The organism is Brachybacterium sp. J144 (assembly GCF_036321705.1).
Classification (GTDB): Bacteria; Actinomycetota; Actinomycetes; order Actinomycetales; family Dermabacteraceae; genus Brachybacterium.
This window is the reverse complement of the sequence record NZ_JAZDCG010000022.1, coordinates 17,326-31,791: the sequence shown is the minus strand read 5'-3', so window position 1 is coordinate 31,791 and position 14,466 is coordinate 17,326. Positions and strand designations below refer to the sequence as shown.

At 72.9% G+C, this 14,466-nt stretch carries 10 protein-coding genes; 6 read left to right on the top strand and 4 right to left on the bottom strand.

The window, feature by feature from the left end:
* Positions 1–35 precede the first annotated feature (35 nt).
* Entirely contained in the window at positions 36–1,403 is a 1,368-nt protein-coding gene (locus tag V1260_RS07825; protein ID WP_329746257.1) for an aspartate kinase, read from the bottom strand.
* A 557-nt stretch (positions 1,404–1,960) separates the two neighbouring features.
* On the opposite strand from V1260_RS07825, the gene V1260_RS07820 reads away from it, so the two are divergent.
* Positions 1,961–3,016 (top strand): hypothetical protein, encoded by a 1,056-nt coding sequence (locus V1260_RS07820; protein ID WP_329746256.1) that lies wholly within the window; start codon positions 1,961–1,963, stop codon positions 3,014–3,016.
* Positions 3,017–3,068: 52 nt separating this feature from the next.
* Here the strand turns inward: V1260_RS07820 and V1260_RS07815 are convergent, their stop codons facing one another.
* Both V1260_RS07815 and V1260_RS07810 read right to left on the bottom strand, forming a co-directional pair.
* Positions 3,069–4,034, bottom strand: a complete 966-nt coding sequence (locus V1260_RS07815; protein ID WP_329746255.1) for a macrolide 2'-phosphotransferase — start codon at positions 4,032–4,034, stop codon at positions 3,069–3,071.
* 237 nt (positions 4,035–4,271) lie between these two features.
* Positions 4,272–6,554, bottom strand: coding sequence for an NAD(+) synthase (locus V1260_RS07810; RefSeq protein ID WP_329746254.1), 2,283 nt, complete (start codon positions 6,552–6,554; stop codon positions 4,272–4,274).
* Between the two features lie 296 nt (positions 6,555–6,850).
* Here V1260_RS07810 and V1260_RS07805 point away from each other — a divergent pair, with 296 nt between their 5' ends.
* The 5 genes from V1260_RS07805 (at position 6,851) to V1260_RS07785 (ending at position 12,661) form a co-directional block, all read left to right on the top strand.
* Positions 6,851–7,714, top strand: coding sequence for a carbohydrate ABC transporter permease (locus tag V1260_RS07805; protein WP_329746253.1), 864 nt, complete (start codon positions 6,851–6,853; stop codon positions 7,712–7,714).
* A 13-nt stretch (positions 7,715–7,727) separates the two neighbouring features.
* Entirely contained in the window at positions 7,728–8,606 is an 879-nt protein-coding gene (locus V1260_RS07800) for a carbohydrate ABC transporter permease (protein WP_329746252.1), read from the top strand.
* A 146-nt stretch (positions 8,607–8,752) separates the two neighbouring features.
* A complete protein-coding gene (locus V1260_RS07795) occupies positions 8,753–10,135 on the top strand; it encodes an ABC transporter substrate-binding protein (protein WP_329746251.1) in 1,383 nt (460 codons plus the stop codon).
* A 172-nt stretch (positions 10,136–10,307) separates the two neighbouring features.
* The gene (locus tag V1260_RS07790; protein WP_329746250.1) at positions 10,308–11,417 is read left to right on the top strand and encodes an ABC transporter ATP-binding protein; all 1,110 of its coding nucleotides are present in this window, start codon (positions 10,308–10,310) and stop codon (positions 11,415–11,417) included.
* Complete coding sequence (locus tag V1260_RS07785) at positions 11,417–12,661, top strand: ABC transporter permease (RefSeq protein WP_329746249.1); 1,245 nt, start codon at positions 11,417–11,419, stop codon at positions 12,659–12,661. The genes V1260_RS07790 and V1260_RS07785 overlap by 1 nt, the downstream gene beginning before the upstream one ends.
* A gap of 57 nt (positions 12,662–12,718) precedes the next feature.
* Here the strand turns inward: V1260_RS07785 and V1260_RS07780 are convergent, their stop codons facing one another.
* Complete coding sequence (locus V1260_RS07780; RefSeq protein WP_329746248.1) at positions 12,719–14,458, bottom strand: hypothetical protein; 1,740 nt, start codon at positions 14,456–14,458, stop codon at positions 12,719–12,721.
* Positions 14,459–14,466 lie beyond the last annotated feature (8 nt).

Here is a 14,466-nt window from a genome sequence, read left to right as displayed (position 1 = left end):
CGCGAGGGCGGGGAAGAGCGGTGTGTTCTGCTCGGTCATCGTCCGGTCCCCCCGTACACCACGGCCTCGGTCTGCTCGGCGTCGAGGCCGAACGCGGAGTGGATCACCCGCACCGCGTCGTCCAGGCGCGACACCTCGGTGACCACGGACAGGCGGATCTCCGAGGTCGAGATCATGTCGATGTTGATGCCCGCCTCGCCGAGCGAGCGGAACAGGGTCGCCGACACCCCCGGGTGCGACTTCATGCCCGCGCCGACCACGGAGACCTTCCCGATCTGGTCGTCGTAGCGGACCTCCGAGTAGCCGATCGTCTCGCGCGCCGCCTCGATCGCCGCGAGCGCCGCCGGCGCGTCGGACTCCGGGAGCGTCAGCGAGATCGCGACCGTGTCATCGGTGGTCGACGTGTTCTGCACGATCATGTCGATGTTCGCGCCGGTCGCGGCGACCACGTCGAACAGCAGCGCGGCCTTACCCGGCGAGTCCGGCACCTCGACGACGGTGATCTTCCCCTGGCTGCGGTCGTGCGCGACGCCGGAGATGATCGGGGCCTCGAGGCCCGGGGCGGGGACGAAGTCCATGGGGAGCTCCTTGCTCGGATCGGCGGCGTCGCGGCGGACGACGTCGGCGGTGCGGACGGTGACGTCGGGGTCGATGGGGATCACGCGCTCGGGGTCGTCGGACACGATCGTGCCCAGGCGCCCGGAGTACGAGGAGCGCACGTGCAGCGGCACCCCGTACCGGCGGGCGTACTCGACGCTGCGGACCATGAGGATCTTCGCGCCGTTCGCGGCGAGGTCCAGCATCTCCTCGCAGGAGATGAACGGCACCCGGCGGGCCGACGGCACGATGCGCGGATCCGCCGTGAACACCCCGTCGACGTCGGAGTAGATCTCGCAGACGTCGGCCTCGAGCGCGGCGGCGAGCGCGACCGCCGTGGTGTCCGACCCGCCGCGGCCCAGCGTGGTGATGTCCTTCGTGGTCTGGGAGACGCCCTGGAAGCCGGCGACGATCGCGACCGATCCCGCCTCGAGCGCGTCCCGGATGCGGCCGGGCGTGACCTTGAGGATATGGGCGCGGCCGTGCACCTCGTCGGTGATCACGCCCGCCTGCGAGCCGGTGTAGGCGCGGGCGTCGACGCCGTCCGCGTTCAGCGCCATCGACAGCACCGCCATGGAGATCCGCTCCCCCGCGGTCAGCAGCATGTCCAGCTCGCGCGCCGGCGGAGCGGGCGTCACCTGCTCCGCGAGGTCGATCAGCTCATCGGTGGTGTCGCCCATCGCCGAGACCACCACGACCACCTGATGGCCCGCCTTGGAGTACTTCGCAATCCGGTCCGCCACGCGCTTGATCGAGGTGGCGTCGGCGACGGAGGATCCTCCGAACTTCTGGACGACCAGGCTCATGGGCGCGTTCCTTCGGGTGGCGAGGCGGGTGGGGGCGCGTTGGTCGCGCGCGCGGGGGCGCTGGCACGGCCGACGGTGGCGGCCAGTCTACGAGGGGCTCCGCGGCCGACGGCGGCACGGGCCGCGTGGCGAGACGGGGGCGCAGGTCAGGGGTGGGTTCGCAGGGTGACGTGGGGCACGTGGGGTGGGCGGGGCGGGTGGGGCGGCCGGGGCGGCACCGTCCTCAGCCCCGAACCCGGAACCCCCACAGACATGGGGGAATACGCGCCCCATTCCCCCATGTCTGCGGAAGTTCTCGGGGTCCGCCTGCGCCGGGGGTGGCCCGATCCCCGGCCCCGACCCCGTTACCCCCACGAACATGGGGGAATACGCGGCTCATTCCCCCATGTCTGCGGAGGTTCTCGGGGTCCGACTGCGCCGCGCCTTGCTCTGGGGCTCTGGGGCTCTGGGGCTATGGGGCCGCCGATGCCCTGGGGAGGAACGGTCGCCCAGCTCGCTGGCCTCGGCATTGTGTACCGTCCGAGGGCAGCGAGCCCCCACGGGGACACCCTGTGGTCATGCCTCGCCGACCCTCCCCGATCCCGCCCGCTCTCCCCCGCCCCGTCTTCACCGCCTCCGAGGCGCGCGCGGTGGGGGTGAGCACCGATCGACTCCGCGCGCAGGACATCCGCCGCCTGGCCTACGGGCTGTACGCGGTGGCCGACGTCGACCTATCGGAGCGCGCGGTGCTCACCGCGATCACGCGCACGGATCCCGATGCCGTGGTGAGCGGGTTCAGCGCCGCCCGACTCCTCGGCCTCCCCCTGCCGCCGTGGGTCGCACCGCCTCGACCTGCCGCCGGCGGGTCTACCGCGCCGCGAGCCGGATACTTCCTGAGCGCCGGCGCCGACTCAGGTCCACCGCGCGCCTCCACCCCGAGTCCCACGTACGTCGCCACCGCGGAACCCGGTGCCCCGGTGCTCCATCTGACCTCCCAGAGCACTCGGCGGGATCACTCGTTCATCCGCTGGCGCCAGCAGACGCTCCCTGCGGAGCAGATCATCACCGTCGGCGATCTGCGCCTGACCGACCGCGTGCGGACCTGGCTCGACCTCGGGACGGAGCTGCGCCGCGAGGAGCTCGTGGCGATCGCCGACCATCTCGTCCGCCGGCCACGACCCTGGGCCGAGAACCGGAGCGACCCCTATGCGACTCCCGAGCAGCTCGCCGAGGCGGTCGAGGAGCATCCCGGTCGGGGCCGACCCCGTTTGCGAGAGGCGCTGGCGCTGAGCCGGGTCGGCGCCGACTCCGCGGCGGAGACTGCCGTGCGTCTCGCGCTCGGGCGGGCGGGGATCCCCGAGGCGGAACTGAACCGGGAGATCGTCGAGAACGGCGTGCGCCTCGGGGAGCCGGATCTGTCCTGGCCGCAGTGGAGGGTCTGCCTCGAGTACGACGGCGCCCATCATCGCCGCAGGGAGCAGCATCGTTCCGACATCCGCCGCCGTGAGCAGCGGGAACGGCACGGCTGGATCGAGGTCCAGGCCATGGCCGACGACCTCGCCGACGGCTTCCGCTCCACGGTGCGCCGCCTGGAGCGGGCCCTCCGCGAGCACGGATGGAGCCGGGACGGGTGAGGACGCGGTCGCGAAAACGCGCTTCCGGAGACGGACCCGGACGCGGCGCGACCTACCCCTCGGCCCGCGGGTCGAGAACGGCGGCCGCGGCGGCGCGATGGTCGGCGTCCCCGGTCTCGAGGGCGTACAGGCCATAGCCGAGGGGGCTGGCGGAGTACATCTCGGTGCAATGCTCGGCGAGCCCGTCCCACACCTGACCGCCCCCGGCGACATACCGCTCGAGAGCCACCTCGAACACCTCGGGCGGGGCGCTGACCTGAAGGAACATCAGGTCCTTGGCGGGGTCGCCGATTGCGGCCGTGGTCCAGTCCAGCACGGCCGAGATGGTCTCCCCCTCGACCAGGGTGTGCGCCGGGTAGAGCTCGCCGTGGGTGAGCACGGTGTGCTGGGGCCAGTAGCGGTCCTCGCCGATCCACGCCTCCCAGCGGCCCCGCAGCTCCGGGGCGATCCGGAACTCGGCGGCGACCCGCTCGAGGTCGCGGCGCCAGGTCGCGCGGAGGTCCTCGGGCGTGCGCACGTCGATCCCGGTCGCCGCGGCCTCCGCGGGGTCGAGCCCGTGGAGCTGGGCGACGACGTCCCCGAGGCTCGCGGCGTACGTCGTCGAGGTCATGTCCACGCGCCACTCGACCTGGCCGTCCGCCGTCATCTCGAGCCCCGGCAGACCGGGCAGCAGCGGATAGGCGATGAGCTCCGACGTGTGGACGCGCCAGTCCGGCACCGCCACGTCGAGACGGGGACCGACCATCCGCAGCAGGCGCGCCTCGACCTCCGCGCGTGCCAGCACGTCCGGCCGACGGGGGATGCGCAGCACCCAGTCCTCGCCGTCGGCGGCACGGGCGAAGGCCACCCGGAAGTCGAGCCCCAGCTCCTCGACGCGCACCGACGCGGGGTCGACGTCGAGCCCGTGCCTTTCGGCGAGCGCGGTGATCCCTGCGGCGTCCGACGGCAAAGCAGGGGTGTCCGACGGCGGAACAGCTGCGTTCGACGACGGAGCAGGGGTGTGCGGGGCGTCGCTCATCGACCCAGCGTGACACCCGGGACCGACGGGCGCGAGCGAATTCCGTCGGCCGCCTCCCCACGCCCCGCGCGCACCGGGTATCGCAAGCCGGGTGGCGCGAGCCGGGCCCCATGAGCCGTGCCTCACGAGCCGAGCCTCGCGAGAACCTCCGCACACTTGGGGGAATACCGGCTCTATTTCCCCAAGTGTGCGGGTGTTCTCGCGGAGAAGGGCGCGGGGCCGGGCCCCGCCCCGCGCTCACTCCTCCGGGACGTCGCGCTCGATCTCGGCGAGCCAGGCGGCGGAGGCTGCGTCGGACGGCATCCGCCAGTCCCCCCGCGGGGACAGCGACCCGCCGGCCAGCACCTTCGGGGCGTTCGGCAGGGCGGACCGCTTGAACTGGTTGGTGAAGAAGCGCTTCGTGAAGACGGTCAGCCAGTGCTTGATCTCGGCGCGCGAGTACGCGCGGTGGTCGGCCTCCGCGTACCCGGCCGGCCACTCCCCCGCCGCCTGGTCGCCCCAGGCCTGGTGGGCGAGGTAGGCGATCTTGCCGGGGCTGTAGCCGCGACGCAGCACGTGGTAGAGCGTGAAGTCGTGCAGGGCGTAGGGGCCGATCGAGTCCTCGGTGGACTGCGCCTTCTGCCCCGGGGCGGTGGGGATCAGCTCCGGCGAGATCTCGGTGTCCAGCACGGCGCGCAGAACCTCGGCGGTCGCGGCGTCGAAGATCCCCTCGGCGATGACCCAGCGGATCAGATGCTGGATGAGGGTCTTCGGCACGCCGGCGTTCACGCCGTAGTGAGACATGTGGTCACCGACGCCATAGGTGCACCAGCCGAGCGCCAGCTCCGACAGGTCGCCGGTGCCGACCACGATGCCGCCATGGTGGTTCGCGAGGCGGAACAGGTAGTCGTAGCGCATCCCGGCCTGGACGTTCTCGAAGGTCACGTCGTAGACCGGCTCGCCACTGCCGGCCGGGTGGCCCATGTCCTTGAGCATCTGGGTGGAGGCGGGGCGGATGTCGATCGTCTCGAAGCTCGCGCCGATCGCCCGCGAGAGCAGCTCGGCGTTGGAGCGGGTGTGCTCAGTCGTCGCGAAGCCCGGCATCGTGTACGCGAGGATTTCGGATCGGTCACGGCCCAGCCGGTCCATCGCCTGCGCGCACACGATCAGGGCGTGGGTGGAGTCCAGCCCGCCGGAGACGCCGATGACGGGCCGCGCACCGCCCGGCTTGTCGCCGCCGATCTGCTGCAGCCGCCGCACGAGCCCCGCCACCTGGATGTTGTACGCCTCGTAGCAGTCCTGGGCGAGGCGCGCCGGGTCGTCGGGCACGAAGGGGAAGCGGTCGTGCGGCCGACGCAGCGGCCCGGTCGCGGGCGGGGTCCGCAGCTCGGGCAGCTCGGCGCCGGTCTCGGCAGAGCGCGCGTCGTGCTGGGCCTGGGCGGCGCGTCGTCGGCCGCCGAGGAGGATCGGCGCGGGCACGTCGTCGTCGTCGACGTCGTCTGACTCGTCGTCCCAGAGGTCGGCCGGAGCCCACGGCCCGAACAGGTTCGTCTCGTTCCAGGTCTGGTACTTCTCGAGCGCGTCGGCGTGGGTGCGCCGGTTGTCGTCGAAGGTGTTCTGCCGGCGCCGCTCGGCGACGATCCGGTCGAGGTCGACGTCGACGATCGTGTGCCGCACCCCCCTCGGGAACCGCTCGGACTCCCCGAGCAGGTCGCCGCACTCGTACACGAAGGTCTGCCCGTCCCAGGCGAGGTCCGTCGTCGACTCGCCCTCGCCGGCGGCGGCGTAGACGTACGCGCTCTGGGTGCGGGCGGAGGCGGAACGGGCCAGCAGCTTGCGGTCCTCGGCGCGGCCGATGGTGATCGGGGAGCCCGAGAGATTCACGATCACGGTCGCGCCGGCGAGCGCGGCCTCGGCCGACGGCGGGATCGGCACCCACATGTCCTCGCAGATCTCGACGAAGAGCTTCAGCCCGGGCACGTCCTCGACCGTGATGATGCCGTGCGGGGCGAGCGCGGCGAACTGTCCGCCGAGCCGCACCTGCTCGTTGCAGGCGTCGTCGCCGGGCGCGAACCAGCGCCGCTCGTAGAACTCGCGGTAGGTGGGGAGGTTCTGCTTCGGGGTGATGCCGAGGATCTGCCCCCGGTGGATCACGACGGCGCAGTTGAAGACGCGGGAGCGGTCCTTCGCGCGCAGCGGGGCGCCGAGCACGATGATCGGCATCAGCTCCTCGCTCGCCTCGAGCACGGTGAGCACCGCCTGCTCGGCCGCGTCCAGCAGCGGTTCCTGCATGACCAGGTCGTCCAGCGAGTAGCCGGTCAGCGACAGCTCGGGGAAGACCGCGATCCCGACCTGCTGGTCGTGCAGGTCGCGCAGCACCTCGAGGTGGCGCTCGGCATTCGTGGCCGGGTCGGCGAGCGCCACCGGCAGCGTCACCGCGGCGACGCGCACGAAGCCGTGGTCGTAGATCGAGGCGTGGGGGTGGCCGACGGGGTCGGCGGCGGCTGCGGAGGGGCCGGTGGGCTGGGTCGCTGCGCTCATGGTGCCGAGAGTAGTGGAGGGCGTCGCGGCGGGCAGGGTGTCGCGGAGGGCAGGGCGTCGGGAGGGGCGGGGCGTCGAGAGCGGGTCGGCCCAGTGTCCGCCAAAGGGACGTCAGCGGCACGAGGCCTGTCATATGCAGGTCTCGTGCCGCTCAGAGCCCTTTCATGGACAGCCCTGACCGCTCCTCCCTCTGACGCCCAGCCCACACCCCGTTCCCCCTGGCGCCCAACGCCCGCCCCGCTGCGGTAGCTTGAGCCGGTGCATCACCGTGACAGCGCAGGCAGGAGGGCGAATCGATGAACTCCCGACGTCCCCTTCTGGGCTGGCTCCTCGTCGCCCCCAGCCTGATCGGTGTCACCGCCTTCCTGATCCTCCCCGTGCTGCTCGCGTTCCTCGTCTCGCTGTTCCGCTGGGACCTGCTGGGCTCGCGGGAGTTCGTCGGCCTCGAGAACTACACGGCGCTGCTCACCAGCGGCTCCCTCGCCAACTCGCTCCTGGTCACGGCACTGTTCACCCTGATCTCGGTGCCGGTCTCCCTCGCGATCGGGCTGGTGCTGGCCACGCAGCTGGTCCGGGCGCTGCCGGGATCGGCGATCGTGCGGGTGATCGTGGTGATCCCGTGGGTGTGCGCGCCGCTGGCCCTGGGCGTGGTGTGGAAGTGGATCTTCCAGCCGTCGGTCGGCGCGCTGAACCAGATCCTCGGGGTGCGCATCGAGTGGCTGACCGATCCCTCGCTCGCGCTGCCCGCGGTCGCCTTCGTGGCGATCTGGCAGAACGTCGGCTACATCTCGCTGTTCTTCCAGGCCGGGCTCTCGCGGATTCCCGGCTCGATCTACGAGGCGGCGCGCCTGGACGGGGCGGGGCCGGCGCAACAGCTGTGGCACATGACCATCCCGCTACTGCGGCCCACGACGTTCTTCCTCGCCGTCACCCAGGTGGTCGCGAGCTTCCAGGTGTTCGACACGGTGTTCGCGCTGACCGGCGGCGGTCCTCAGCACCGGACAGAGGTGATCGCCTCGCTGATCTACCAGGAGGCCTTCGTCTCGAGCCGGCTCGGCCGCGCCAGTGCGATCGCCGTGATCCTGTTCCTGCTGCTGGTGGCGATCACGCTGGTCCAGCAGCGGTGGTTCTCCCGCCGCATCACCTACGACCTGAGCTGAGAGGAGGAGCGAGATGACTGCCCACACCGCCCGTCGGCCCCGGAGCGCCACCGCCCTGGGACGCCGCCTCCTCGGCAGCGCCGCCACCTACCTCGTGCTCGCCGTCGCGGCGGCGCTGACCCTCGGCCCGTTCCTGTTCTCGGTGATGACCGCGCTCACCTCGACGCAGCAGTTCGCGCAGCAGGGGCCGCTGTCGATCCCGGCGCCGCCGGTGCTCGACAACGTCGTCGCCCTGTTCACGCCGACCTCCACCTCCGACGGTCTCGTCACCCCCGTGGCGGTGACCATGCAGATGGTCGCCGTGATCCTGGTGGGCCAGATGGTGTTCTCGGTACTCGCCGCCTATGCCTTCGCCCAGCTCCGATTCCCCGGACGTGACCTGCTGTTCTGGGTGTACATCGCGACGCTGATGGTGCCGCAGGTGGTGGTCGTGGTGCCGCTCTACCTGATGCTCAGCGAGGTCGGCCTGCGCAACACCTTCTGGGCGCTCGTGCTGCCCTTCGTGCTCGGATCCCCGTACGCGATCTTCCTGCTGCGGGAGAACTTCCGCGGCGTCCCGACCGAGCTGATGGACGCGATGCGGATCGACGGCGCGGGGACGCTGCGGCTGCTGTGGCACCTCGTGGTCCCGCTGAACCGGCCGATCATCGTCACGCTCGTGCTGATCACGGTGGTCACGCACTGGAACAGCTTCATGTGGCCGATGGTCATCACCTCGGGGCCGCAATGGCAGACCCTCACCGTCGCCACCTCCGCGCTGCAGTCGCAGTACAACAACAACTGGACCCTGGTCATGGCCGGGACGACCCTCGCGATGCTGCCGCTCGTGCTGCTCATGGTGGTGTTCCAGAAGCAGATCACCCGCTCGATCGGCGAGGCGACGCTGCGGTAGGCGGGGCGCGGGGTCGGGGGCGGGGCGGGCGGCGCCGCGCCACTCGAGTTCATACCCCTCCCCCGTCGGACGCCGGCTGCGGGGATACTGGGAGGATCCCCCGGGGCCTCACCTCCCGGGGCGGATCCGCTTCCGGAAGGAACCCCATGCTTCGCCGCATCACCCGCCGCACCGTCCTCTCCTCCCTCGCCGCCGCCGGCCTGCTGACCACCGCCGCGGCGTGCTCGCCCTCGGGCGGCTCGGGCTCCGGCTCGGGCTCCGGCGGCGACGGCACCGCGAGTGATGCCGGGGGGAGCACCGGGGGCGACCAGGGCACGCTGACCTTCCGCCTCTGGGACCAGAACGCAGTGCCCGCCTATGAGGAGTCGTTCGCGGCGTTCACCGAGGCCAGCGGCTGGAACGTGAGCATCGACGTGGTGCCGTGGGCGGACTACTGGACGCAGCTGCCCCTGGACATCGCGAGCGGCGACGCGGCCGACGTCTACTGGCTGAACTCCGCGAACTACGTCCAGCTCAAGGACTCCGACGCCCTCCTCGACATCAACGAGGTCATCCCCGACGGCGCCGCGCAGTGGGAGCCGTCCGTGGTCGAGCTGTACACGCGCGACGGCGGCCTGTGGGGCGTGCCCCAGATCTGGGACTCGATCGCGCTGTTCTACAACGCGGCGCTGCTGGAGGAGGCGGGGGTGGACCCGTCGGCCCTCGCCTTCGACCCGGCCGCCGCGACCGACTCGCTGCGGGACGCGGCCCGCGCGCTGACCCTGGACGGCGCGGGTCTGCACCCGGGCGAGGACGGCTTCGACCCGGACACCCGCGCACAGTTCGGGTTCAACTCGCAGGCGGACCGGCAGGCGATCATCGGCCCGATGCTGGCCGCGAACGGCGCCGAGTGGCAGAGCGAGGACCAGTACACCTTCGCCTCCCCCGAGGGCATCGCCGCGTTCCAGTACATGGCCGACCTGATCAACGTCGAGAACGTCGCCCCGAGCGCCGCGGACACCAACGAGAACGGTGACTTCACCCGCGACCTGTTCACCCAGGGCAAGCTCGGCCTGTTCCAGTCCGGCCCGTACAACCTGCTGGCGATCTCCGAGGGCGTCGCGGACTCCTTCGAGTGGGCGCTCGCGGCACCGATCGCCGGCCCGGCGGGCCCGAAGTCGCTGGTCCACGGCGTGGTCGCCGCGGGCAACGCGCAGGCCGACGAGTCGCAGCAGCAGGGCATCGCCGAGCTGCTCACCTGGCTCGGCTCGAAGGAGGGGCAGCTGCCGCTCGCCGAGAAGGGCGTCTCCTTCCCGGGCCATGTCGAGGCGCAGGACGCCTTCATCTCGTTCTGGGAGGGCAAGGGCGTGGACGTGAGCGTGTTCGTCGAGGCGGCGAAGAACGCTGCGGAGGCGGACACCGGGGCGCGCGCGAACGCCGGGCTGACCGCGGCGATCCCGATCTTCCAGGAGGTCTTCATCGGCCGGCTCACCGCCGAGGAGGGCATCCCGCAGGCTCAGGAGGAGGGCAACGCGGCGATGGCCGGCTGAGCCGACGGGCGGCCGTCGGCGGCGGCGTCCCGAGTCGGCTCCATCCCGAGCCGGCGGCGCCGCCGGGACCCGGTGCGTCGGCGCCGCCCTCCACGGATCCGCCACAGATCGTGCCCGGAACGTGCCCGCGCGGACGGCCCGGGTGCGGGCGCGTCCGTGCGAGGGTGTGCTCATGACACAGAACACATCCTCGCCCGGGGGCTGGGCACGAGGATCCCAGGGGGATCAGTCAGGGGTCGGCGCGGCCGACGGGTACGGCTGGGCCGGGGGACCGACGTCCGCCGGTCCCACGGCAGCGGCTCCCGGCGTCGGCCCCGAGCCCGGCCCGGCAACGGCCCCCGGCATCGTCGTCGAGCACGTCAGCCGGGCTTTCGGCAGCGTGCAGGCGGTCTCCGACCTGAGCTTCACCGCGCCGCGCGGGGCGGTGACCGCGCTCGTCGGCCCCAACGGCTGCGGCAAGTCGACGCTCATGCTCATGCTCGCCTCCCTCCTCGCCCCGGACACCGGGCGAGTGCTCGTGGACGGCGTCGACCCCGCGCAGGACTCGCCCGCGGTGCGCGCCGCGGTGGGCTGGATGCCGGACCAGTTCGGGGCCTGGGACTCGCTGCGGGTCTCCGAGGTGCTCGAAGTGATGGGCCGCGCGTACTTCCTGCCGGCGGACCGCCTGCGCCGTCGGGTCGACGAGCTGCTGCACCTGCTGGACCTCGACACCCTCGCCGCGCAGCCCGCCCATGTCCTGTCCCGCGGGCAGAAGCAGCGGCTCGGGCTCGCCCGTGCCCTGGTGCACGAGCCGCGGGTGCTGATCCTGGACGAGCCGGCCTCCGGCCTGGACCCGGCCTCGCGCCGACGCCTGCTGCGCGTGGTCCGCTCCCTCGCCGAGTCCGGCACGACCGTGCTGGTCTCCAGCCACATCCTCTCCGAGCTGGAGGAGATGGCCGATCACGTGGTGCTGATGGATGCGGGCCGCGCTGTGACCTCCTCGTCCGTGAAGGACCTGGCCCGACTCGCCCGTCCGTGGCGCGTCTCCTCGCTCGACGCCGCGGCGCTCGATGCGGCCCTCCGCCGCCTCGGCGTGCGCCACGACGGGGTGACCCCTCCGGATCACACGCCGAGCGGCCACGCCGAGGCCCGTGTGACCCTCCCCGACGAGACGACGGCGGCGCGCCTGCTCGCGGATCTCGTCGGCGCCGACGCCCGCGTGGTCGGCTTCGCCCCGGAGACCGGCCGTCTCGAGGCGGCCTATCTCGCTTCCCATGCCGCCCGCCGCGAAGGAGCCCTGTGATGAGCCAGCCGCAGAACCCCCAGCAGCCCGCGCAGCAGCCCGCCGCGCCGCACCCGTCGGCCCAGCAGCCGTCGGCCCCGCACCCGGCGGCAGCCCACCCGTCGGCTCCGCAGCCGCACGCCGCCCCGACCGCTCCCCGCAACGCCCCGCTGAACGGGACGCTGTCCCTGCGGCTGCGCGGTCTGCGCCTGGTGACCTCGCTCGAGCTGCGCCAGCGGATCCGTTCGCGGAAGTGGTACGTCGCGCTTGGGGTGTGGACGCTGATCCTGCTCGGCCTCGGTGGGGTCGCGCTCGTGCCGACGATGCTCTCCTCGGGCTGGTCGGAGGTGCGCTGGATCGCCTCGATCACCTTCAGCCTGCAGGCCATGCTGGTGCTCGCCGCCATGCTGCTGGTGGTGCCGGCGCTGTCCGCCGGATCGCTGAACGGCGACCGCTCCGCCGGGACCCTCGCGATCCTGCAGGCGAGCCTGGTCAGCCCGCTCGAGATCGTGCTCGGCAAACTCATCGCCGGCTGGGTCACGGGGCTCGCCTTCCTCGTGCTCGCCCTGCCGTCGGTGCTGCCGACGATGCTGCTCGGCGGGATCGCCCCCCTCTACGCGCTGCGGCTCGTGGTGGTGATCGCGCTGCTGACGCTGTGCGTCACCGCGGTGGGCCTGGGCCTCTCGGCGATCACGCAGCGCCAGCTCGGCTCGGTCGTCCTCGCCTACGTGATCGTCTTCGGGGTGACCGCGGTGCTGCCGATCGTGTGGGGCACCAGCGCGGCCGTCCTCGCGGAGGAGCGCACCGTGACCACCTGGACGTACGACTACGAGAACTGGCCGGAGGACGGCTCGAGCCCCGCGGAGATGCAGTGCATCGAGCAGGAGGAGGAGCGCACGGTGCTGCGGCTGGACCTCACGATGCCGCTCATGTGGGGCAATCCCGTGGTGCTGCTCGCCGAGGCCGCTCCCACCCTGGGCACGGACTGGTGGAACGACGAGGCCGACGGGTCGCGGGCCGACGTTCTCACGCTGACGAAGCTCGGGATGCGCACCGCGGCGACGCCCCTGCATCCGAGCCACTTCGTCAGCTGCTCATCGGACACCCCCGGCTATCCGACGGACCTCGGCTCGGCGCAGAACCGGCCGCTGTGGCCGATGGGCTTCGGCCTGTGGATCCTCGCCGCGGCCGCCTCGCTCACCGTCGCGGTGCTCCGGCTGCGGGTGCCGATCCGTCATCTCGGCGCGGGGACCCGGATCGCCTGAGCGGGTGGGCCCGCGGCTGGGCCGACGGACCCGCGGCTGGGCCGACGGGCCCGCGGCTCAGAGCTCGCGCAGCCCGGTCGTCGACTCCGGGACCTGGTGCTCGCCGCCGTCGGCGTCCCGCCGGCGCCCGCCCGCCAACGGTTCCGCCGTGCCGTAGCCCGCGGCGGCGACCCCACTGGGCCCCGACCCGTCCCCGGCCCCGAAGTCGGGCAGATGTCCCGCGGCGAGATCGGCCGCGCGCACCTCGGTGGGCCGGGCGCCGGGGGCGGAGTCGTCGACCCACAGCCGCTCCCCCGCGGCGTCCAGGTCGAAGATCTCCAGCGCGTGATCCCCGCCCTGGGCCTGCAGGCGCTTGCGCAGCGCGGCGCGGACGGCCGGATCCTGGGCGCGGTCGGTGCGGGTGCCGAGATCGGGGGCGACCAGGGCGTGCGGGGTCTCACGGCGCATGACGTCGCCGGCCGGCCCGTAGAGCACGTACCGCAGCCCCGAGCGCAGCGAGTGCGCGGCGCCGCCGCTGAGCAGCGGCACGAGCACGAGCGCCGCCATGACCAGGGCCGTCCAGATCAGCGGGGTGCCGACCCCGAGGAGTGCGACGCCCGTGCCGGCGGCGACGAGCCCGAGCAGCGCCACGAGCGCCGCGAGCACCCCCGAGAGCGTGACCGCCCGCGCCTCCCACGGGTTCACGCGGGCGCGATGGACCCACTCGCGATAGGTGCGCTCGTCGATCACCTCGGCCCGCGCCCCCTCGGCGAGCCGCACCGCCACACCCGGGACGAGGCTCAGCCCGAGCACGACCAGGCCGAGCAGCGGCGTGCCGAGCGCGATGATCTCCCAGGTCAGGATGGGTTCGAGGGCGGCGAGGTCGTCGATCGAGAGACGGGTGAACATCGAGACGGCGTCGGCGATCCCGAACACCAGCCAGCCCAGCACCGCGGCGGCAGGCAGCACCCAGGTGAGCGTCGAGCGGCCGATCACGGCGAGGGACCGGGCCATGCCGCGCGGGCTGAGCCCGGCGCCCGCCTCGGGGGTGCCGGGGACGGGCGGGAGGTGGCGACGATCCTGCGCGAGGACCCGGCGGGCGGCGGTGCGGCGCGCGACGGGGTCCCGACCGATCCGCGCCGTGACCTCGATCGCCGCGTACGGCTCGACGCCGAGGAGACGCGGCGCGGAGAGCAGGCGGCGCACCAGCAGCCACGCCCCCATCACGGCGAGCAGGGCGAGGCTCAGCGCGGTCAGCTGTCCGGCGCCGACCCCCGCCCACGGCTGCGGCACGCCCACGGCCGCGAGCAGCGGCGCGAGCAGCAGGGCCAGCACCGGCGGCGCCATCACGGCCGCTGTCGCGAGATCCCGCACGGCCTTCTGGAAGGACTCCTCGGAGAGGAAGCGGCGCGGCTCGAGGGCGGCGATCCGCGAGCTCGCGACCGGCAGCAGCACCGCGCTGGCCAGCGTCGCGATCGGGGGGATGAGCAGCAGCGCCGCCCACAGCCCGCTCGGGCTGAAGCCCAGCCCGAAGAGGGTCGCGCGGAGATAGGCGGCGTCCCCGATCGCGAAGAGGAGCGCGAAGGCCCAGAAGGTCGGCGCCGCCCCCCACACGTACAGCAGCACGAACACCAGCCAGAGCCCCAGCAGCACCAGTCCCGGCGCCCAGGAGCGGCGCAGCAGGCGCCCGGTGAGGGCGCGGCGGGACTCGAGCAGGATCTCCGTCGGCGGGAGGAGCGAGGTGTCCTCGCGGGGCAGGCGCGGCGGCGGGGGCAGGTCCCGCAGGGGTGGCAGTGCGCGGTCCGACGGGGAGGTCATCGGGCTCT